We start from the raw sequence: 22,601 nt of genomic DNA, 5'->3' as shown, positions 1-22,601 counted from the left end.
GGATGTTGCCTGAATGGACATTATTAATCAAACGAACCGAACGATGCTTTTTGAAGAAATTAATCCCGAGAAGCTGGACTTGATCACCATTGTCGGTGATGTTAAGGGCATCGACAGCCTGAGTGACGATAAGATCAAGGAAATTAACGAGCACTTGCTTGTTCGCAGCTTCGACGAGTTTCTGGACAAGTTCTCACCTAGCGTCTACTCCTTTTTCAACGCGGTGAACCAGAAAGTCATGTATACGCTTAAGAAGCCTGAAGGTATTCCAGAAGAAGCAATCTCGGAGATCAAGATCGATCATAGCAATGACTTTCTGAGAATGCTGTTCACCCTGATCGATACCAAGCGCAGTCAAGGTATTACGAACGTTGATTTCAAGTTTGAAAATCTGCTCGATATGATCTCACCGAAGAAAGTTATGGATGACATTCGGCAGGTGCGCAAAGAAATTCATTACATGTACGGCCAGCATGAGAAGCTGGATGACGGCGACCCGAAGAAGCTGGATATCGGGGATAAGCTGAATGTCATGTTTGAAGATGCAAGCCGGAACTACAACAATGTCATGGCCATGCTGCCACTCGCCATTGAAGATATCAAGACACGTTTGTTGTTGGGCCGGGCTCAGGAAGAAACATCCTCTGAAGCGATTCAGGTGGGACAACTGACGATTGGTGAGAGCGGAGAATTGAAAATTATCGAAGCTCCGAAGAGTGATAACAACGAGTTGATGCTTCTTGATGAAGCGACAAGTACCGATTTGACGCAAGTATTTGCCGAAGATTATGACTCACTCTCCGAGACACCTTCGCCGTATGTACAGGATCTGGTGGTCCGCACATTCTGCCCGCTTCCTGCGGTTCAGTCTGAAGTGGATACAGCTGTAGAAGTGCAGAACTACAATACATACCTGGAGTTTTACAAAAACGCCAAGGATGATTTTGTGAAAACGGTAAAACCGCTGGTCGAGAAAATTTTGGGTGTCAAAATGTTTTTTGACCAATATGCGATTAAAAACAAAGGCATGCTTCCTTCCATGCTGATCTCCAATGCCAAACTGGATATGCTCGTCAAGAGCAGTAATATTCCGCGGCTTGAAACATATCTCAACACTGTCAACGCGAAGAATGATTTTACCGACACGATCTGGTTCGGTATCGTTCCTTCCGTAGAGCTGGAAAATACAGGCCAAGTCAAAGTCAGCCGTGCCCGTTTCCGTGGTAACGAGAAAGTGGTTAAACAAGACGGAAACAGCATGGAATCTCTGGCAATGCTCCTGCAAGTCGTTAAGGATTACAAGGTGCAGGTGTTCTTCAGCTTTGAATCCGGGGAAGAAACCACGTTCAGCAGCATGGCTACCGCAGGCATTGATAAGTATATCGATAAATGTTCAGTGTTGACCCGCAAGGAATACAGCGAGTTTGCCATTCCGAGTGCTCCAAACTTCACGATTATTCCCAAAGAGAAATCGGGTGTCGTTATCGACAGTCGCATGCTTCAGACGGAGAATGGTGTGGAACTTTCGAAGGAGAAGGAAGACATTCTGAAATTGTGGATTGAAGGCGTGTATGTTGGGGCGTCCTATGTATCTGCAGGAATTGTTGCTGCGTATCAGTGTCCGGAATACCTGAAAGGGGCTTTCAAAAACGTGAACCGCGATTATCCAGGTGTGCGTTTTGACATTGAGGCAGGAGACAACAGCTTACGTGTTGTAACAACGATGACCAAAGAAATTTCCGGATTTACAAATACCATCAAGGATTTGATTAACCGAAAAAACTTTGGATTTATTTTCTCATCGGAAAATGCCCAAATCCAGGATAGCGACATCAAGCGGATCACCGTCTACAAAGCAAGAAGCATGGCGATGTCCGAAGATGGTTTCGATTCCTTGTACAAAACACTTGTAAGTACTTACATTGAACGCTTGCTCCGTTTCCAAACCGGTGATTTCAAGCATGAAAATATCGTCAAATTCTTCAGCAACAATCCGAGCAGTCAGAAGAGCCGGTGGCTGGGAACTCGAGGGTCGATCAATTCGATCATTCAGGAAGGCGACGATATGAGCTTTATCATCGATGAAAAGAGCAACATGTGCCACATTGACCTGGTATTCAACGGCAACGTGAAGAACCTGGAGGTCATGATTACTAAAGGCACCAGTGCGATGAAAGTGTAAGGACTAGCATTGGAACAAGTCTGACTATTATGTTTGATTCTTCAAACAACGAATTATAGACATTTACTTTGGTGTTAGAGGCAGACTTCATCGTCTTGCCTTTATACATATATTCCGGTGCCTCTCCCGAGATGGGGAGCATGCCGGGCACATTTTTCCTAATCTTAAGGAGGTTTTTATTAATGGGTTTTGTATTGAAAGTAGAAGGCGCAGAAACAATCGAATTGGGAATGGATAATATCCGTACAGTTGTGTATGACACGGATACACCAGATGATTCCAACGCTAGATCCACAGATGTAGGCGCAACACTTCGCATCAGCGGCAAAATTATCACTGCAACCGACGGTGACAATGCAGATGACACGATGAAACTTGCTTTGTGGTCTCTCGTGCCTGCTGAAAAAGCGGATTGCTACCGCAAAGTAACCCTGGAAGTGGTTGCAGCGGATCAAGTGGTTCGCAAAATTTACTTGCCAAACGCATTTGTTGTGGATTACACAGAGCGTTTCGGCGATACCGAAGGCGTAGGTGAATTCAGCCTGTTCATCAAACAGAAAAAAGACAAAACTGAATTCACTAAAATTGAAGGCGGCTTCCCTGTATAAAAGGGAACAACTGTTGTCTTGGGCCAGTTAGGATTGGTCCAGAACAACGCTGTCATTTTAAGGGGCCCTGGTGCCCCTTAATCTTTATTTACGCCCGAATACGGCAGGGAGGCAGGAAAGAATACCATGAAAGATTATTATGCCGTGCTTGGTGTAGAACGTGAAGCTTCTCCGGAGCAGATCAAGAAGGCTTATCGTCAATTGGCGAAGAAATTTCACCCGGATGTCAATGGGAGGGATACACAGGCAGAAGCGCGTTTCAAGCAAGTACACGAGGCATACAGTACACTCGGAAATTCCGAGCTTAGAGCAGCTTATGATCAGCAGCTTCGCACTGGACGTAATACAGGTCAAGCGAAGGGATCAGCATCCGATACAGCCAGATACAGTAAAGGCAATGCGAAGTCTGGAAGTGCAAATACCGAGAAAGTATGGTCGGATCCATCGCGGATGCAGGAACAGTTTGAACAATTTTTTGGCTATCACCCCAAAGGCAAGGAAAGTCCAAACGGTGGCAAAGCCGGTCCCAATAAAGGAATGGATATGTCCGCCATGTTTGACCGATATTTCGGAGTTCGAAAAAAGTAGACCGGTAGCTCGTTATGGATCATGCCGGTTCAGGCGGAGGTTATGGAAGTGAGACGAGGAAGGTCGGTATTGACGATGGGTCTTGACGCATGCGTCGCCATGATTTCGTTAGCCGTGCTGTATTACATATTTATCATTAACCGGGATATGAGTGCCCAGTGGGTAACTGGAATTATCGTGGTCCTCTCTGGAGGAGCATACCTGTATTTTAAATACATGCCAGCCGCCAAGGCGGAAAAGAAGAAATTGTCTTCGCGTGTCGTGAAACTCGTCCTCCTGGACGACGACGGTACAAGTGTGAAGGAATGGTATATTCAGGGCGAAACGAGTGTTTTGATCGGGAAAAGTTCAAAGAACAGCGAGGCTGACATTGATCTTTCCGATACACCCTATGCATCTCTCATTAGCTCGCAACACGCCGTATTGAACAAAGCCTCGGGTCAATGGTTCATCGAGGATATCGACTCGGCCAGTGGAGTAGGCGTACGTAAAGGAAATCAAAGCAGAGCATCCAAATTGGAAATCGAAGAACCCAGTCTGATTGAGGCAGGGGACTTAATTTATATTGCCAATACCCGCATTTTGGTGAAATAACGTTGGCGTACATTATACAAGCTTACGGGGGAATGAAACGAAATGAGTCTGACAAGATGTGGAAACGGACATATGTTCAGCACAAGACGGCACGGCAATACATGTCCATATTGCAATCTGGCCGTTGAATCGCCAGCTGCCAGCAATGGTGAGGCAGCGGGTGCAATCCCGCGCGCACCTCGTACGGCAGAAGATGACAGAACGATGCCATACCTGGGCGAAACGACAGGAATTGAACCGGTAACGGGTTGGATGGTGTGCATCGAGGGTCCGCAGATGGGCCAGGATTATCGAATAATGGCTGAAAAGAACTTTATTGGACGTTCGGAAGAGATGCATGTTCGCATCCTCGGAGATAACACTATTTCTCGGCGTAATCACGCGGTAATTGTGTATGATCCCAAAAAGCGGAATTTCTATTTGTTGCCCGGCGATGCTTCAGGCCTCGCATACCACAACAATGAAGCGGTCTATTCTCCGGTGGAACTGGCTGCCTACGATGTTATTCAATTGGGACGAAGCAAATTCATTTTCATTCCATTGTGCGGTGTGCACTTTGAATGGGAGCAACAGTGAACACCTTCATGATTTTGTGGAACGACAAGGAGCTGATGCCCTACTGGGTACTTGCAGGAGGCTGTTTGTCGATCTGGTTGCTGTTATTCGTGCGAAGCCGGATTCCGGTAAGGCAGCGTGACGATAGACCGGTTGGCGTTCAGATTGGGAATGGACAGACCATTGGTGCTCGCAATGAACAGGATGATTATTTTGCCTGTGCCGTGCAGCCGCATGGAGTACTTGCTGTACTTGCCGATGGAATTAGCGGCTTATCTGGTGGAAAGGTCGCCAGTACAACTGCCGTAGAAACATTTATCCGGGAGTTTGAAGAGTTGGAACGTTTTCCTGACCCGGAAGAGTTCTGGGATGCTTCTTCCCATGAGGCAAATCAGGCCATTCTTCGGAATTTGCTGGGCGTTCCCGGAGGGACAACATTGGTGTCTGCCATGATCAAGGGCAGGGAGCTGTATTGGGGTGCGGTAGGGGACAGCATTTTGGCCGTGTTCCGCAAAGGGGAGCTGCTTGCTATTAATCATAAACATACGCTGGAGACCCAACTTGAAGAACAGTATATGTCTGGAGAGATCTCGGAGCAGGAGGCGCTTGACAATCCGCAGCGCAAAAGGCTGGTCAACTATTTGGGGTACGACCATTTTAAACAAATGGAAATCGCGGACGAGCCGTTTGCACTGCAGCCGGCGGACAAGATTGTGTTATGCAGTGACGGGGTATACAACTCCCTTACTGAAATGGAACTGGAGACTATTCTGGCGAAAGACATTCCGCCATTTGATGCAGCTCAGGCCATTATTGATTTGATCGAAGAAAAACAGCTCGTGCATCAGGATAACGCCACGATTATCATTTTGGAGCAAGGATGGTAACAGATCGGGCAACGCACAGGTACGGGAAATGGGGAGACGGATGAGGAAGGAGAACAGTGAGTTCAAGACGGCTTTTGTTTCAGAAGCGGGGTCTTTCCTGAAAAATCGGGATTTCTACGGCTGCGTTGAACTGGAAGACTGGGCTTGTTATGTCATTGCAGATGGTCTGGACACCGATACGGAAGTGAATAGTGCACAGCTCACAGTACAGACCATTCTGGAATCTTTTTTGGAAAAGCCAACCATGTCCAAACGCAGACTGACGGAATATATCAAGATTGCACATGAATGGTTGCAGTATGAAAGCCGCCGGGTCAGGCTCAAAGCGGGATTTGTTATTGTTGTGACGGATTATACACGCATGGTGTGGGCATCTGCCGGACATAGTCGCTTGTATCATTTCCGAGGAAATAGGCTTGCACTAAAAAGCAAGGATCATAGTGTTGCCGCCCAGCTGGCAGCGGAAGGCCAGATTGCAGAGGATCGTGTGGATCAGCATGATGAACGCGGCAATCTGAATGAATACGCGGGCAAACCAGGCATGATCAAACCGTATGTATCCGATAAGATCAAGCTTGCCGATGGCGATGTGCTTGTTCTATGCACCCCTGGATTATGGGAAGGTGTGCAGGATGCCGAGATGATCGATGCGGTGGAAGGTGCCAATGACCCGCAGGCGCTGGCCGATACGTTGGAAGAAGTGATGCTTAGCAAGCAACGTTCGCGAATCGAGAATTATAGTGCCGCAGCCATTTATGTAAACAAGATTTTTCATGAAGAGCCCAAGAACCGTAAGAAGTGGATTAAACGGATTGCCATCATGTTGATTATGCTCCTGATTTTTGGTGGAGCCGGCATATTCTACGCGGTGAAAAGTGCTGCCAAAAAAGCCGAATTGGTAGTAGATATGCTGCAATACGAACAGAACGCTGACCAGTACGTGAAGGAACAGGAGTACGCCAAGGCCGTCTCGGACTACAGTCTTGCTCGCAACAATTCCATCAAAATTAAGGACCCTGTGCACAAAAAGTTGCTGACTTCGAAGTTGGCTGCTGCTCAGACATTGGTTGACGGCGAAGCCCATCTGAAAGAAGGAGATATTCCCAAGGCAACCGCCAGTTATACCAAAGCACTGGAATTGTCCGAGTCCTACAGCATGTTCAACCGGGAAGTCATTCAGGAACGTTTGGAACAGATGACTACCTTTCAGCAAGTACAAGATTGGATCACCGAGGGGGATCTGAAACTCCAGAACGGAGACTACAGTGGAGCGATCATTTTGTATAAAAGGGCCAGAACAGCCGCCACGGAGACAGCATACAAGGAAGCACTGAAGGAAGTTGCCACCAAACTGGAGACGGCCGAAACCAAACGGGCGGATATCAAGCGTCAATCCAGGCAGCTTCAGGCCGATACGATGGAACAGAAGGGTGACCGTTTCAATGAAGCCGGAGACTATAGTGGCGCCATGGATGCCTACGCTTCGGCACAGGAAATTTATCAGGAGATCGATATGCTGGAACGAGTGCTGGCCATGGAGCGGAAAATAAACAAGCTGGATGAGAAACTGAATCCACCTGTACCGGCGGCAGATCTTACTCAGGACGCGGCAGGATTAGGAGCGTTAGATACGTCTGGTGTGACCTCGGATTCGACCGGGAATGCGGGAGGAATGAGCGCAGGAAATTCGGCAGGAAGCGCTTCTTCCGCTGGTAATGCCACTTCGGCAGGAAGTGGGACTACGGATCCTTCCGGCTCCGCTTCTTCCTCAGGAAAAACATCAAGTAATACGAGCAATAATTCTACCTCGAAAGCTAACGGAAGCACCGACACCACCGAGGCTGAAGCGAATGAACAGGAATCAACGGAAGAAGGAGATTCGTGATGAAAGATATTATTCGTGATCGTCTAAACAAGATGGAGGATCTGGAACAACGCCGCATGCTCAAAGACCTCATGACAGGCATTTTTCTTAATCTTGTGGAGTATCAGGAGACGCTAAACAAACAGATCGAGCAACGGGTATTTGACGAGGTGAAGAATCAGGAGGGAAAGTATGAACTCCACATCACATTAATTGACCGGGAAGATTATGATCCCATCCATGAATTTCTCCGACCGATGTTGAGTTCCGATTTGAACAATCACCTTCTAGATATCAGTGGTGTTGCAGAACTGGTACGTAATGGAGGGGAAGCTCCTTTATTTTCCTTGTTTTTGGAAATGGATACCCAGCAAATTTGGGAGTTACTTTCAAGTGAACGGATATTTAAGGGCACCATGATTACGAATGCAGGCGAGTATCCGTTATTTTTTAAGTTAAAACAAAACCTATCCTACATAAACGAAATAGAGAAGCTCTATCAATCGTTTATGTTGAACGGGATGAACTGGCGGACGATTAATCTTCCGTATATTTATAAGTTTGTGGATTGTGTGCTTGTTGGAGGAGAAGGAGAACCTGCCATACATGAAGAGGTAAAAGAAATTGTTTTGTCACTGGAGGAGTATGACGTCTATAAACGTTCAGGCGTTATTCCGTTGTGGAATTTGGAACGAATAAGTCAACGTAATACAGGTTTCCCGATGCCGGCCATAGACCGAATTAATTTTGAACATACACTTTCTTTACGGCAAGAAGGCGTTGAACATGGATATTTGGTCGATGCCAGCGAAGCGGATGTTAGATATATTTTACGATCTGAGGATCGATTAGTTATCGTTACTCCCCGCAATGAATCAGGTGAATGGGGGCTTGTGAAAATCATTGAACCTTCTTTGACGAATTTGACTCACTTCCCGTATCCGACATTTTCAAATCGGCGTAAGGAACAGTTCACTGTCCGTTTAGCCGAAAACAAGGGACAAATCATTCGCTCTAAGGCGGAGATTCTGCGAATTGTTAGTTCTCTTGAAGCCGCTGAAGGAATTGAATTGGTCGAAATTCAAATTTTGGATCCAGTAAAGAACGGTCAAATGTTGGGTGATACATCTTCCTTGACCTATTCATTAAATTCATTTGTGAGTGACGGTATACGAACCAATCATGGTAAGCCAGTCATGAAACTAGGTTTTAGATTGGAGGCAGGCGGCAGGGAAAGAATACCGAAATTTTTAGAGGTGGATGTATTAAGTTATATTGTTGCCGAAATCCAGAGGTATTTTCCCGATTACAGATGTGAAGGTGCATATCTGTGAACTATATATGGGATGTCATGTTGAATTCACAGTTGAAGGGCATGGATGCAAGCAGCATAAAGTTTGTACCCGCGGAGAACTACTCGCCATATATGGAGCTCAGTTTGGAAGATCTGAACATGCGGGAAATCGATCAGACCATCGAAGTGAATCCTTATTATCGATTTTACTCCATATTCAAGAATCTCTTTCTTCCGGATGATGAAGAAGTTTACGAGCTGAGGAAGAATCTTTTTGATATCCTTTTTCACTTTCTGGGAACGATTGATTTGCATCAGGGAATGAACAAGCGTGAGTATTATATTCGCTTTCTAAAGAGGGATATATGTGATGGCGTGTATGGAGGCAGAATTGCATCCACTTTTAAAGATCTGAATAGAGAGGAGCAGGACAAGATCTGCGAGGGATTGTTGATGGTTTACGAGACAGGAGAACTGATTCATTTCCTGAAACAGACCATGAGCAAGATTTTCAAAAAATCCATTATTTACGCCAATTGCGAAGAAAAAAATGAATTACTGATTTATATGGGGCAGAAGAAAACAGAAGATGCCAATTCCAAAGTCGATTTGATCATGGGATTATTTTTACCACTCGATTTCACGATCGAGATCTATTGGAGTCATCATTTTGGCATTTTAGAAGAGGAAACCACCATGAGGATTGAAGGAATAGCGCTCTACTAAGAGGGAAAAAAAGTGGTACCTCGTTGAATGAAAGGAAACGTGAATGATGAACGGACCTTATAAGTATAGGCTGCATCAACCGGACACAGATGATAAAGGCAGTCCATTCGCGACCAGATATGCAAGAGTGGAGCTTGAACAAATGACAACTTTCCAGTTAAAAGAAATATGTCATAAGCAGCGTCTTGTAGAAGGTTTGGCCAACCGTCTGGATCGGAATTCACTCATTAGCCTAATTTTAAAATTCAGGAGTGACGAGGAACACTTTTTAATTACACGTCATCACGATGGCGGTTTCGAAAGAATCGAAACCATTCTGCAGCAATATTGGAAGGACCAACGGCCGAAGGAAGCGACGATTCGTGTTCCCGCCAGAATTACTTTATATCAGGGCGTGCGAACGGGCCAGAATGATCGTTATCTGATCCAATCCGATGAAGTGTGGCTCAATAATTCCAATGTTTTATTGGTAAACGGGAGTGGGCAGCTGTGCGGCATCATGAATATTCTCAAAGATGAGAATCGCCAAGGATGCTTCTATCTATCGCGCGATGAAGATACAGATCTAAGGGAAACATCCAATCGGGACTATCGTTTGTTGTTTTTTAAAAAACAGGATTCAGATTATTTCTATCATGCGTATTACAATGATCGGCCCATGCTTCCATTGAAATTTCAGGCTGCCTGTGTTCCCGTCTCCGAATTAGTCATAAGGGATACGGAAACGACAGAGGCGGTACTTGCGATTGATTTTGGGACATCCAATACAACAGCTGGAGCATACTTAGATGATGAATATGTTTCGAAGCCGGAGAGAGGCGTTCATTCTTCAGTCCAAATCAATTCAATCAACTATGTTTCGTTTCCGCAGCGAAAGGGACAGGAATGGGCAGAAGTATTACCAACGGCAGTTCGTATTGTGGAGTGCTCCAGTTCGCAACATGTTGTCTATTCTTATGGTGAAGAAGCACTAGGAGATCATGAATTTGGAGGAACGCGGGCGAGTGTCTTCAGGGGGATAAAGCGATGGATCAATAACTATGAAGCCAAAGAAGAGATCATTGATTCTGTAGGGAATACAGCCGTTGTTGATCGTAGTGAAATTCTCGGAGGCTTCCTCCGTTATGTGATAGGTACAGCAGAACAGCAATTCAAATGCCGATTCAAGAATCTTCATTTTACCGCTCCGGCCAAACTTCAGGTTCAGTTCATTGAGATGTTCAAACATGTTCTTCCCGATTACAAAATCGTTGAAGATCAGGTTTTGGATGAAGGTCTGGCTGTTCTGTATAATACACTGGCTGATCAGATGGATCGAGGAGCTTTTGCAGACGGTGAAGAATATCAGGCGCTTGTCATGGATTGTGGGGGAGGAACAACGGATCTATCTTCGTGCCGCTTTCGGATTGAGGATGGGAGGATAGCCTACAAACTCGATATCCATACAAATTTTGAAAACGGGGATATGAATTTTGGAGGTAATAATCTCACTTACCGGATCATGCAATTCATGAAAGTTGTATTTGCAGATTATTATGCAACGGAGGGACGATACTCCGATACGGATATTGATACATTAATCAGCATACCTGGAGGAGATTTGTATCGGCATGTTGATGAATTCGGAGTAGATGCGGTTTACGAAAGATTGGAAAAACGGTATTTAGAGGCTGGACAAATTCTGCCGACCGCATATAAGAACTATGAGAGCGCGACACGTGAAGAATATCAGAGGGTATTGAATAATTTCCACCTTCTGTGGGGTGCTGCAGAAAACATGAAAAAGGAATTTTTTCATCGAACAGGCATATTGCGCAGCAAATTTGAAGCGGAGCGTGGCACCGCTACAGAAACGGATCTAAATATCGAGGTAATGGATCGATGGCTGATATCTGTTGTTGAAAATGGCCGTTTCAGGGATGAGCATCAACTTCCAGGAGTTGTGTTCAATATTAGGGAGATTCATCAATTGCTTAAAGCGGATATCTATAATATTGTTCGCAAATTTCTGGATGAATTCTATCATAATGGACGCTTGCAAGATTATTCGATTATCAAGCTTACAGGACAGTCTTGCCGAATTGATCTGTTTCGCGAGGCGCTAAAGGAATTCGTCCCTGGGAAAAGCATTGAATTTAAGCAAAAGGCTGAAGTAAGCCAGAAAACACCAGAATTAAAAATGGCATGTCTTAAGGGAGCTATTCGCTATCTGAATTCCAAAAAGATGGGGATGATTGATCCACAGATTACGCATCAAGCTCCAGTAATTCCGTATACGATCAGTTCCTTAACCCATTCGGGATCAGAGAAGAATCTCATTGAGGGCTTGAATGAAAAGAAAACCTCCGGATTCATATCCCGCCCTTCTCATGCTTCAGAGATTGAATTTTATCTTACTTCAATCGATGGAAAACAACGGGGACGCTATGTATATCACAATCAACCAGCAGCATATGAGATCAAGTCTTATGAAGAGATCGCAGCGAAGTTCGGAAGGTTTATCCTGCAAGACGATACCGACTCGATTCGTAATGGCGAAACCCGGTTTTTTGTCTTTGCCGGGGAACAGCATTGGGGGTTTGTCGTCGTCCCCGTATCACGAAATGAAGAGCAGCTCTACTTAGGTCCCAAAAAGTTTTTTCCCTTCGAACTGGAATCATCCGAACTTGATTTCTTCGATGGCACAAAGTGATTTGCTTGGTTGAAGCAAAGAGAGAGAGGGGGGATGGGCTATGCTGGTACACATCGTTCCACGATTTGAGAAGGGGCGTATTCTACGTACCGAAATGTTAGAGAATCTCAGGGATTTTCCCCGGACTTTTCTGGATGTTCGATTCGAAGATTATTCGGATGGGATATTGACAGGATTAAAGGTGAGCGTGGAAGATCAGGTTCTTGTTGTGGGTAAAGGTATACTCAAACATGCCGGGCGCCTTTACTTGCTTGAAGATGATTTTTCAGTTCCATATATGGCTACTGGCCGGGTGGCCGTATTGAAAATGATTTTTCTTGAACCGACCCGAAGGCCCGATTTTACGGCACATCATGCCGAAATTGTATTGGAGGGCGAAGAGTCAATGGGGCTTGATGAGGTGGAATTGGGAAGATTCAAGTTAAAGCCGGGTGCTGTTCTTCGATCTGATTATCAAGATTTTGCGGATATGAATACCGAATATAATACTTGGTGCGATCTACATGCTCCTTACTCCGCAATTTCAACACCTACGCTGAGACCGGATATCCTGCGTTTTTTTGCCTATGAGATGTTGCAATTTCGTTCAGGAGATGTCCAGGATCATGTTTTTTCGTTCACCTGCTTGAATTCGGAAAGGGTATCCCGACAAGTAGTTGAGCAGTATATCTATCTCAAAACCGGAATGAATTGCGAGGATTATTCGAATGTTCAGCTGCATAGGCAACTGTCCATGATATTGGATGAGTCAGGTCGTAATACGAAGACGGCAGTGCCATGGGCCAATGGCCGCAAAGGAAGAATGATTGTAGATTAATTTACGGAAGGGAGGCGGAGGTTTTGTCTTATCTGGATGAGGAGATAGCCAAGCTTGAAAAGCAGCGAAGACTGGAAGAGCGGGAGAAAAGACAAGGTAATGCGATTCATCTGAACTTGAGAGAGCATCCTGAATTGGAGGAAACTCCATCCCCGCAAGAAATTATGGAAGGTATTCTAAAAGGGACGCTCATAGTGGAAGGAGCGGAGGTATCTTTTGAAAAAACAAGCCTTATGCGCACGGGCATTTGCATGAGGTTGCCTCAAGAATTCGTGCAGACCTTGGGAACGTCCGAACACCTGGTCTACAGTAACGAGAAACTTGAAATGAACTTGATGATGCAATGGGTCAAACCTGTAAAAGCCATGTCGATGGGGCAATTCAAAGAGATTATGCAGCAACAGTTTCGATCCATGGAACTGGGCATGAATTGGATGGAGGACGGGAATGTTGTTCCGTGTGCCTTGCAAACCAGGTATTGTGTGTTTAACAGTTCCGTGGCCAATGGGCAGGTATTCAATTATCAAGCTTTCATTGAAAAAGGCGATCATCAGCTTATTTTTAATGTGAATGGTAATTTACAAAGATGGAGTCATTGGAAGCCTGTGATTACAGGCATGATATCTTCGCTGGAGGTGACAGGTTCATGAGCTCAGAAGCATTGACTTACGAAAATATAAAAATTACTCCGTTTGATCAGATGAGGTTGGAACAGTTCTCGATCGAACAAATGGTGAACGAGCATGGCAAGATATCGCTATCCGGAACGATCACTAAAGAGCAACATGATGAGTATATGCAGTCAGTGCAATCTCTTACTCCGGTAAATGTGTTGCAGGTCATGTCAAATGGTAACAGCAAAAAGTTGTTCTGTGGATTGATCACCATGTTGGAAATGCGCAAGGTACAGGATGTTTACTATTTACAAGCAGAAGCCCATACGTATTCGTACATGCTGGATCTCAAACGCAATACTCGTTCATTTCAGAATCCTTCACTTAATTATAATGCGTTGGCTAAAGAAGTCGGAAAAGCCCATAAAGGATATGATGTCATATACGCCGTCGGACGTGATGATAGCATCGGCAAGTTTGTTCTTCAATATTATGAAACAGACTGGACTTTCCTGAAGCGGATGGCTGCCCGTATGAATACGGTTCTATTACCGGCAGCACATCTGGACAGCGTGAAGATTTACTTCGGTGTGCCCGACGATGACACGGATGAGCATCTAGAGAATTATAACTATGTCGTCAGAAAAGATCTATCCTCCTACCTGTATCAATCCCGAAACAGCCAGTCCCCCGTCCATGAATCCGATTTTGTGCATTATGAAGTGACAACGCATCGCGTCTTGAATCTGGGTGATGTGATCCGGTTCAAGGGGCGCCCTTATTGCATTCAAAGATGTACATCTAGCATGGAAAAAGGTCTCCTTGTGCACCGTTATACAATAACGAGCCGCAAAGGTATGAATAAAGCTGCTCTCTACAATGACAGTATGCGCGGCGCTTCCATTGGAGGACGTGTTCTTGCCATTCAACGTGACACTGTCAAAGTACATTTGGAGATTGATGAACAAGGTCAAGAGAGTACGGCCTATTCTTTCCCGTATGCTACTTCTTACGCTTCAGAAGATGGTAGTGGATGGTACTGCATGCCAGAGAAGGGGGATAGTGTACGGGTGCATTTTCCGAGCTCCCGAGAAACCGAAGCTTATGCCATCAGCTCTGTTAATACCTATTCGGAGGAAACGGCACTGTCTCAGCCGGTTGCTGTAGGCACCGGGAACCAGGGCGGGGCGATGCTTGCCGCTGGAAGCAGTGGCGGATCAAGTGCTTCTTCCTCCGGTGATCGCATGTCCGATCCGAACGTACGTTATTTCCGCAATCCTGCAGGAATGGAAGTTAAGCTCACGCCAGATAATGTTCAAATATCTGCTAACAACGGTCAATCCATTATTATGTTGGAGGCTAACGGTGCAGTAACCATTATGGGACAAAAGGAAGTCTCTCTTCATTCACAGGAAAACGTTCGTATTCGTGCTGAAAAGACACTGCTTTTGACGGCCCAGGACCAAATTGTAATTAGTAGCGACAAAGGCGGTAAAATCACGCTGGATGAGTCGGGTAACGCAACAATGGCTGGCACAGAGGTGTTCACCAATAGCTAGGCTTGAAATTGACCATCTTTATTGTTGGCAAGGAGGTGTTGGATGTCATGAAACGGACGGAAGCTTTGAATGAACTTCGCCAGCAATGGGTTCCGCCATTCAGAGCAAATTGTATTGGCGATTTGCATCAGAGCTTGGAAGTACATCTGGAGGAGTTGCACAAGCATGCTTTGCACATGTTTACAGAGGGTTGCTCCAAAGCATTGGAAATGCAAAGGTTGGGACGTAAAGGAAAGATCGGACACATTCATATCACATTTTTCAGAAATCGCATTATTAGGCAGGATTTTCGGTGCAGGATCTACTGGTATGACCAAGCGCTCTATGCCGATCCATTGGAGTGCTTCATCGAATATGATGCAAGTTGGGCGTTCAGATACTTAATGAAATTCAATGAGTTGACTTTGCAGGAGAGCAAAAAATACATCGGCAAAATACTGGACGCAGACTTGCTCCTTCTGATGAGACAGGAAACTTCGCTCTACATGCACTATATTACCAATCTGTTCAGGCAAGTCATGAAGGTTGCTGTAGAGCAAGAGACATTCCTGCAGTTGGATAAGGAAGAAGAAGTGTATATCCGGTCAGGTGAACACAAGGATTTCAATGAATTGATATATAAATGCGATGCTTGCGTTCCCGATACGGAAGATATTAGGCAAAAACTTATTCCTAACGAGCTGGATGAGTATGTGCATGGCAACTTTAGAAATATCGATTTGAGCGATATGTACTTCAAGTTAGTGAATCTCTGTTATGCCTACTTTACTCATACGAATTTGATCGGCAGTTTACTCGTCGGTTGCCCACTGATTGGAGCCGATTTTCGAAATGCGAAACTGTCCCACGCCAATTTTGGGCATAGCCTCATTCATGGGGCGGATTTCGGTGGGGCTGACCTATCCGGGGCACAGTTCGAGGAAGTTCAGGCAAGTTATGTCACACCAACCTGTGAAGAATTTCATATTCCGGCGTTCAGCCCCACACGGTTTGAAGGAGCGGATCTGACCAATGCCGTATTCGTGAATGCTGATCTGAGAGGAGCCGACTTCAGAGGGGCTGTTTTCGAAGGAACAAACTTTGTGCAGTGTCGCCTAGATGGGGCTCATTTTCTTGAAAAGGATCTTAAAATAATAAAATTGAGTTCAGAACAGCGCGAAGGATTGAAAATTTACTCCTAAACGAAAACGGCGGATGGATACCATAATGCGGGAGGGGGATATAAATGGATTATTTTATCATGACGCAGGATCGGCTCCTTGATGAACATATGATCATGTTTGATGGTTTAAGATCTGCCTTTAGAACGTTGGAGGTTTCGAAAGACCGCGCACAGGAGATCAAAGATTTCACCGTTGTGTATGTCGAAGGAAAGGACAGGATTATTCCGGATTTGATTGACCGTCCGGTTGTTCTGATGTCCGATCCTTTAAAAAAGGTCATTGAAATGTACGATGACGATGCTCTCTTCAAATGTGTGGTACTTGCCCATCCTGCGGAAGAAATGCAACAAACCTATTGGTTGCTGCTGGTAGATCGGTTGGAATGTCTGTCTGATCTAACGGAATATGATCCTTGGGGGAGGCCAAGCCGAATAATCATTGACCGGAAGATGGCCAAAGGTCATGCTGTGTTTCGCATTGCAGGCATTGACGATCAGCGGCTGGTCATTAATTTGGACATTGCTGAAAGCATACTGCGGCGAGATTTGTGGGGGATATCGCTCGAACCGCTGGAGTCGAAGGAGGAAGAGGAAATATGAGTGATGACAAAAGCTATGTGGTACATGGGGCATATGCCCAATGCACATTCGGGACACGACCGGCGAGATTGGTGATCCCTGCCAGTCACGGTGATTACATTCATGAGCAACCGCAATTAAACGTGAATGATTTCCTTTCGATGACAAATATCCGACCGTTTGGCTTGTGTATAAGCCTTAGCAATCCGGCAGTACAGGCTGAGATGAAAGCAATCGTAGATGCGGTCCCACCTCCTAAGCAGGATATTGGTTGGTTTAATTCCCTTTTTACTAAAGAAGAGGATATTCCGTTGGAAGAACTGCCGCCACCTGAGTGTGTGGCCATGTGTACGCCTCAAGTTATTGCTCCGTGGTTGGACGGCAAAGATGACGTCAAGGTGAGTACTGGAGATGCCTTGCTTAACACCTGCAAAAACTTTTGTATTTGCGGGCGTGGGGATATCACGATAGTTCATAACGGTCAGAGAGAGTAGTCGGATTCCGTGATGGTCATAGGAAGGAGGAGAAATAATTGTGGAAATGGTTCATGCAGGTATGATTATTGAAATACCTTGTAACTTGGTCAGAATTGAAGGTATACAGATCATGCATCGAATGAATGAACATTCTTACTTGCGGATCAGGGCTGTCCTACATGAGAAGGGAAGCGACAGTGCTCATGAGCTTACTACAGACGACAAAGTGAAGGCATACATAGCATCTGAAGATGGTCGGGAAAAGAAAACGTGCCTGTTTGCCGGAATGGTTCAACAGGCGGTGGTCGAGCATGTTCAAGGCATTTTTTATTTGGAATTGGTGGCAGTATCACATACGTACATGCTGGATATTGAATGGAGGAAGCGTTCGTATCAAAATCAGCAAAAGACTTACTCCGAGGTCATCCATAAGGTGATTGATCCATATGCAGGTGCCTCCTTAATCAATGCATTACCGGCTACGGTAACGGGGCAAATGTTGCTGCAATATCAGGAAACAGACTGGGAGTTCATTCTTCGCCTTGCTTCCCGCTTGGGTACGGTAATCGTGCCCATAGTTGATGATGCGCCTGCCATAGCCCTTGGGATCCCGCAAGAAATGGCGAAGAACGAGCTGGCCTTTGAGGCGTATACGATGCAGTCCCGTTTTGTTCCACATCGGGAAACACAGGAGATTCGCTATCATATTCAGAGCAGGCAGGTGTACCGGCTTGGAAACCAAATGGAGATTCAGCGACGGCCTTTTGTCGTTTATGAGATTGAATCGACGGTGGCCCACGGTGAACTAATTCATACCTACACGCTACTATCCGAAGCCGAGGCCAAATTGACCAAAATCCTGCCATATGGCATACAAGGTTTATCGCTTGAAGGTAAGATCACGAAAATATCCCGCAATAAGGTCCAATTGCATCTGGATATTGATAAGGAAGCCGAAACGGATAACGCCTGTTGGTTCCCATTCTCGACAGGTATGGATAACCAGAGTGCGTACATGATGCCCAAGCCGGGATCGCCAGTGAAGTTACATTTTCCCAGCCCATCCGAGAAAAGCGCTATCGCGACGAGTTCGGTCCGCCGAGGAGTCGAGCAGAGCAAATACAGCCAAAAGTCGTCCAATCCTGCCATCAAGTCATTAACGAACAATTCGGATCAGGAGATGAAGCTGACGGGCGAAGATATCGTATTTGCCGCAGATGCAGCAGAAACCGTCAAATTGAAACTGGCCGGAGACGGTTCGATCGAAATTTTGGCGAATACGGATATATCCATTGCTGCTATAGAAGATTTCCTGATCGACGTTAAAGGGGACATGCCTGCTCCGAAACAAATTGAAATGACTGCAGGCGAGATGGTGGCCATCTCGAGAAGCCCAATGGAAGGCATCAATCTGGATCAATATATTTACATCGCTGATCTTACGGATATACAGGCAGCTACCATATATTATGAAGGGACTCCAGGCAAGCCGCCGGCAGATCCGTTTGACGATTCTGAGCTCCTTGCGCAAGATGAAAATTTGATGAAAGAGATCAACGGAAATGCTCTTGCATATCGACAGGCACTGGTTGACAAAATGGAGGCGGGCAAAAGCAAAATCGGCTTTGGCAAAATCGCCATGCTGATCGGCGCAGCTGCCGTAGGCGTTGCGGCGGTCGTTCTTACGGGTGGGGCAGCAACACCTCTGGTTATTGCCGCGGGAGCAACTTTGGTTGCGGGTACCACCACAATGGTGGTGGCAGCCAGCGAGATGGCAGAAGGCAGCCAGGATATAGCCAAGGCCAGGGTAGGCGACTTGTCTCAGTCGCACAATTTTATGCGGGATACGGTGTTGGGTGGCAATGCCGAACTATACGATATGGTCAAATATGGATCGGTCATTGTCTCTGTTGGGGGACTCTCCGTATTGACTGGTGGCGGAGCTTCAGCGCTAATTCTTCCATCCATTGGTGGAGGAGTGAACGTTGCGATCACTGCAATCTTCGATCCTGCGTTACAACCAGGAGAGACGTTAATCGGCCACTATATGAAGAGCTTCCAGAACGGATTTTTGAGTGGTGCCATGATGGGGAAATTCATGACTGGTATTAAATGCGGTACCGGGTTTAGCAATTTTGCCAATATCTATGGCCGAGCGGTAGCAGGCGGTACAATCAGCGGCATGACGCAGGACATGATGAACACGGGAAGCACAAGCCTCACGTCGAATTTGGCGGCTAATGTAGTGGGGGGGCTTTTCTCTTTTACAGGCAAAAACAGACTAACCGATTATGTTTCCTCCGTAGCAGGCGGCATGGGGGGAGCCATGGCGGAGGATTTATGGCGAAACGGGAACGTCAACCATTCCCTGACATGGGATACGTTAAAGAAAGTGTCGGTTGCCAGCCTTGCTACCATGGTTAAGACTGGTGATCCCGTGGACGTCACGAGAGGTGGCTTTCATTATTTTGCCAAAGACATGATCGTGCTCGATATTGGTTCTCCGATCGAAATGGTACGGAACTATAATTCACTTTATCCAGTCAGGGGACTGACGGGCCGAGGGTTTATTTTTACATATGAATCCTACCTCAAGCGAGAGGGAAATCGGATTTACATCATTTGTCCGGATAGCCATTACGAGAGGTTTATGTTTCATGAGGGCAATTGGGTCAATGCGATTGGAGGTAAGCAGGACTATCGCCTGATCGAATATGAGGATGCATCGGGGTATGTACTCATCGGCCCGGACAGGATAACGTACGAGTATGACGAGAAAGGGCGTTTGAGCAGCGTTGCGGATCGGTCAGGGAACCGGACGCGACTGGAGTATAACGATAACGGTATTAGCCGTCTGATTGCACCGGGCGGAAAGACTGTCTTGATGGAGTGCCGGGATGGTTTGTTAATACGGATGACCGACAATATTGGCAGATCCGTGATTTATGAATATGACGGCGACCTCCTCATGCAGGTAACCTATCCCAATCAGGGGAACATTCAATATACGTATACGGAGCAAGGCTATCTTGAGAGTATAACGGACCAGAACGGAAATACCTATGTGACTAACATCTATGATGCTGCTGGTAGAGTAATCCGGCAAAGGGATGCTTACGATCAAATGACCGATATCCATTATAATGATGCTGATTCTGAAACGACATTTACTTTCCATGCGACGAATGTCGTGGAGACGTATCGCTATAATACAGATTACCTTGTAACCGATATCGTCTATCAGGATGGGACACGGGAATCCTTCGAGTATGATACGTATCAATTCAAGTGTGCACATACGGATACAGGTGGCCGGACTACTCGCTGGGAATATGACATCCATGGGCAATTGCTTACGGAGATTGCAGCGGATGGTACACAGCATAGCCAAGTCTATGATGAACAACTCAACCGCATCTCCGTATCGGTCAATAACATCATGGAAAAGACATATGCCTATGACAAGTTCGGACGCGTGCTGGAAGAGATACAAGCGATCGATGCCGAGCGTCGGGCGGTGACTGCCTATACCTATGATGCACAGGGAAGGACTCTCACCCGTCAGGATGGGCTGGGTCACGTGACTACGTACGTATATGAAGTCAATCATACGGATTCACCATCTTATGTCAGGGATGCCGAGGGCCAGGAGTATCGTTATACATTTGATGATGCGGCCCGGATCACCCGCATAACGACGGCGTATGGAACAGTTGAATTCGAGTACAACGATCTGAACAAAAGAACCCGGATTGTGGATGCAGAGGGCAATACCACCCTGATGTTCTACGACAAGATGGGCAACATGATCAAGCAGGTACAGCCGAATGATTACGTGGAACGAATCGATAACGGTAAAGGAACGGAGTACCGCTACGATGCGTTGGATCATCTCATTCGCATCACCGATCCGCTTCATCAAACCCGAAGGTACCACTATGATATGTATGACCATGTACTGAAAGAGGTGGAGCCGAACCAATATGATCCGGTATTGGATGATGGTCAAGGCACGGAGCATGTATATAATCATCGCGGCAACCGCATTCAGACCATACTGCCCGATGGAGGGATTCAACGATTTAAATATGATGCCGCCGGTAATCTCGTGAAGTCCATCGGTCCAGAGCAATACGATCTGACGACGGATGATGGACCGGGAACGGAGTACGACTATGATGCCATGGATCGTCTGGTTCAGGTGACCAATGCAGAAGGGCACATCGAACGGCGTTACGCATATGATGCAGCCGGGCGGGTCGTCAAAGAAATGGACGGCAAAGCGGTGGACAGTGGTGACCAAGATGCCGAACGGTTCGGCACGCTGTATGGATACAATACGGCAGGATGGTTAATCGAAAAGCGGGAACCTGTTCAGGAAGGGATTTCCTCTGAAAGTGAGTCGAAGGCTGGCGGGCACGTGTTGTACCGTTTGTCCCGTTACGAATATGACCTTGCCGGCAACCTGGTGAAGGAAGAGCGAACGTCGGAATTCGTGACACGGGAGGGATATCCGGCGACGTATCACGGTATTACGTACGCCTATGATCGTAATCACCGCGTGACTCGCATCACGGACGACACGGGAGCAGACATTCGATATACATACGATTGTCTGAATCAGCGGACTTCCGAACGGTACAAGCTGAGTGAAGGCAAGGAGCGGCACATCCGCTACGAATATGACAAAGCGGGCAGGCTATTGCGCCAGCTAGACGTACTCGATGGGGAAGACCTGCGTGATGAACGCCAGGGAACGGTCACGGCAGAGACCAAATATGGGTATGATCGTAACGGGAACATGACCTACATCCGTTCGCCCGAAGGGTACGAAACGGAGATTAGCTATGATAGCACTGATCGGATCGTACAGATCAGCCGCCGGGAGCATGCGGGAGCGAAAGCCAGTTCCATGTACCTGAAGTACGACCGTAGCGGCAACGTGACGGAAGAAACGGATACGCTGGGGCATAGGATACAGTATGCATACGATGTTCGAAATCGCCCCATCCGTTATGTGGGTAAGCGCGGCGGCATCACCCGTCTGTTCTACAATGCCGAAGGAAAATTGGCCAAGAAAGTAACCCCGGGCCTGTACGATGCAACCCGTGACGATGGGGCAGGAACGGAATACACGTATGACGTGCTGAATCGCTTGACTGAAATCCGCAATCCGCTGGGCGAGATCATTCAGCGGCATGCCTTTAACCGTTATGGGGAGCAGGAAGCCGTGACGGAATACGGCGTCGAAACGAGGTATGCCTATACGCTGGCTGGCCAGGTGCGTCAAGTGTGGGGCAATGGCCCAGATCGCACTCCGGTGTTGCGACAGGAATATGAGTACGATGCCGCAGGGCATGTCGTAGGGATTCGGGATGGCGAAGGGCGGATGACGCGCCGTACA

The 22,601-nt window shown here is 46.5% G+C and carries 17 protein-coding genes; all 17 read left to right on the top strand.

The window, feature by feature from the left end; all coding sequences use genetic code 11:
• The first annotated feature begins 13 nt into the window (after positions 1-13).
• Complete coding sequence (locus tag PPA03S_RS30860; RefSeq protein ID WP_062329792.1) at positions 14-2,182, top strand: hypothetical protein; 2,169 nt, start codon at positions 14-16, stop codon at positions 2,180-2,182.
• 182 nt (positions 2,183-2,364) lie between these two features.
• Positions 2,365-2,790, top strand: a complete 426-nt coding sequence (locus PPA03S_RS30855) for a hypothetical protein (protein WP_053781361.1) — start codon at positions 2,365-2,367, stop codon at positions 2,788-2,790.
• Between the two features lie 126 nt (positions 2,791-2,916).
• The gene (locus PPA03S_RS30850; protein WP_062329789.1) at positions 2,917-3,378 is read left to right on the top strand and encodes a J domain-containing protein; all 462 of its coding nucleotides are present in this window, start codon (positions 2,917-2,919) and stop codon (positions 3,376-3,378) included.
• Between the two features lie 42 nt (positions 3,379-3,420).
• On the top strand, positions 3,421-3,972 hold the full coding sequence (locus tag PPA03S_RS30845; protein ID WP_068964297.1) for an FHA domain-containing protein: 552 nt from the start codon (positions 3,421-3,423) through the stop codon (positions 3,970-3,972).
• Between the two features lie 42 nt (positions 3,973-4,014).
• Positions 4,015-4,548 (top strand): FHA domain-containing protein, encoded by a 534-nt coding sequence (locus PPA03S_RS30840; RefSeq protein ID WP_062329786.1) that lies wholly within the window; start codon positions 4,015-4,017, stop codon positions 4,546-4,548.
• Positions 4,533-5,414 (top strand): PP2C family protein-serine/threonine phosphatase, encoded by an 882-nt coding sequence (locus PPA03S_RS30835; protein WP_245683775.1) that lies wholly within the window; start codon positions 4,533-4,535, stop codon positions 5,412-5,414. Before PPA03S_RS30840 ends, PPA03S_RS30835 begins: the two co-directional genes overlap by 16 nt.
• A gap of 40 nt (positions 5,415-5,454) precedes the next feature.
• On the top strand, positions 5,455-7,299 hold the full coding sequence (locus PPA03S_RS30830) for a SpoIIE family protein phosphatase (protein WP_062329784.1): 1,845 nt from the start codon (positions 5,455-5,457) through the stop codon (positions 7,297-7,299).
• A gap of 32 nt (positions 7,300-7,331) precedes the next feature.
• A complete protein-coding gene (locus tag PPA03S_RS30825; RefSeq protein WP_245683774.1) occupies positions 7,332-8,612 on the top strand; it encodes a normocyte-binding protein in 1,281 nt (426 codons plus the stop codon).
• A complete protein-coding gene (locus PPA03S_RS30820) occupies positions 8,609-9,298 on the top strand; it encodes a hypothetical protein (protein WP_062329779.1) in 690 nt (229 codons plus the stop codon). The genes PPA03S_RS30825 and PPA03S_RS30820 overlap by 4 nt, the downstream gene beginning before the upstream one ends.
• A 46-nt stretch (positions 9,299-9,344) precedes the next feature.
• Positions 9,345-11,990, top strand: coding sequence for an acetate and sugar kinases/Hsc70/actin family protein (locus PPA03S_RS30815; RefSeq protein ID WP_062329777.1), 2,646 nt, complete (start codon positions 9,345-9,347; stop codon positions 11,988-11,990).
• A 40-nt stretch (positions 11,991-12,030) separates the two neighbouring features.
• On the top strand, positions 12,031-12,807 hold the full coding sequence (locus PPA03S_RS30810; RefSeq protein WP_062329775.1) for a hypothetical protein: 777 nt from the start codon (positions 12,031-12,033) through the stop codon (positions 12,805-12,807).
• A 23-nt stretch (positions 12,808-12,830) separates the two neighbouring features.
• Positions 12,831-13,457: a hypothetical protein gene (locus tag PPA03S_RS30805; RefSeq protein ID WP_062329773.1), complete on the top strand. Its 627-nt coding sequence runs from the start codon at positions 12,831-12,833 to the stop codon at positions 13,455-13,457.
• Positions 13,454-14,980: a contractile injection system protein, VgrG/Pvc8 family gene (locus PPA03S_RS30800; RefSeq protein ID WP_062329771.1), complete on the top strand. Its 1,527-nt coding sequence runs from the start codon at positions 13,454-13,456 to the stop codon at positions 14,978-14,980. Before PPA03S_RS30805 ends, PPA03S_RS30800 begins: the two co-directional genes overlap by 4 nt.
• A gap of 47 nt (positions 14,981-15,027) precedes the next feature.
• Positions 15,028-16,161 carry a pentapeptide repeat-containing protein gene (locus PPA03S_RS30795; protein ID WP_062329769.1) on the top strand — a complete coding sequence of 378 codons (1,134 nt, stop codon included), beginning with the start codon at positions 15,028-15,030 and terminating at the stop codon, positions 16,159-16,161.
• A gap of 44 nt (positions 16,162-16,205) precedes the next feature.
• Positions 16,206-16,742, top strand: a complete 537-nt coding sequence (locus PPA03S_RS30790; protein ID WP_062329768.1) for a hypothetical protein — start codon at positions 16,206-16,208, stop codon at positions 16,740-16,742.
• On the top strand, positions 16,739-17,215 hold the full coding sequence (locus PPA03S_RS30785) for a DUF4280 domain-containing protein (protein ID WP_062329767.1): 477 nt from the start codon (positions 16,739-16,741) through the stop codon (positions 17,213-17,215). The genes PPA03S_RS30790 and PPA03S_RS30785 overlap by 4 nt, the downstream gene beginning before the upstream one ends.
• 46 nt (positions 17,216-17,261) lie before the next feature.
• Positions 17,262-22,601: DUF6531 domain-containing protein (locus PPA03S_RS30780; RefSeq protein WP_245683778.1), on the top strand; the 5,340-nt coding region annotated here is incomplete at its 3' end.

Source organism: Paenibacillus pabuli NBRC 13638 (assembly GCF_001514495.1).
Taxonomy (GTDB): domain Bacteria; phylum Bacillota; class Bacilli; order Paenibacillales; family Paenibacillaceae; genus Paenibacillus; species Paenibacillus pabuli.
This window is presented reverse-complemented; position numbering and strand designations above follow the sequence as displayed.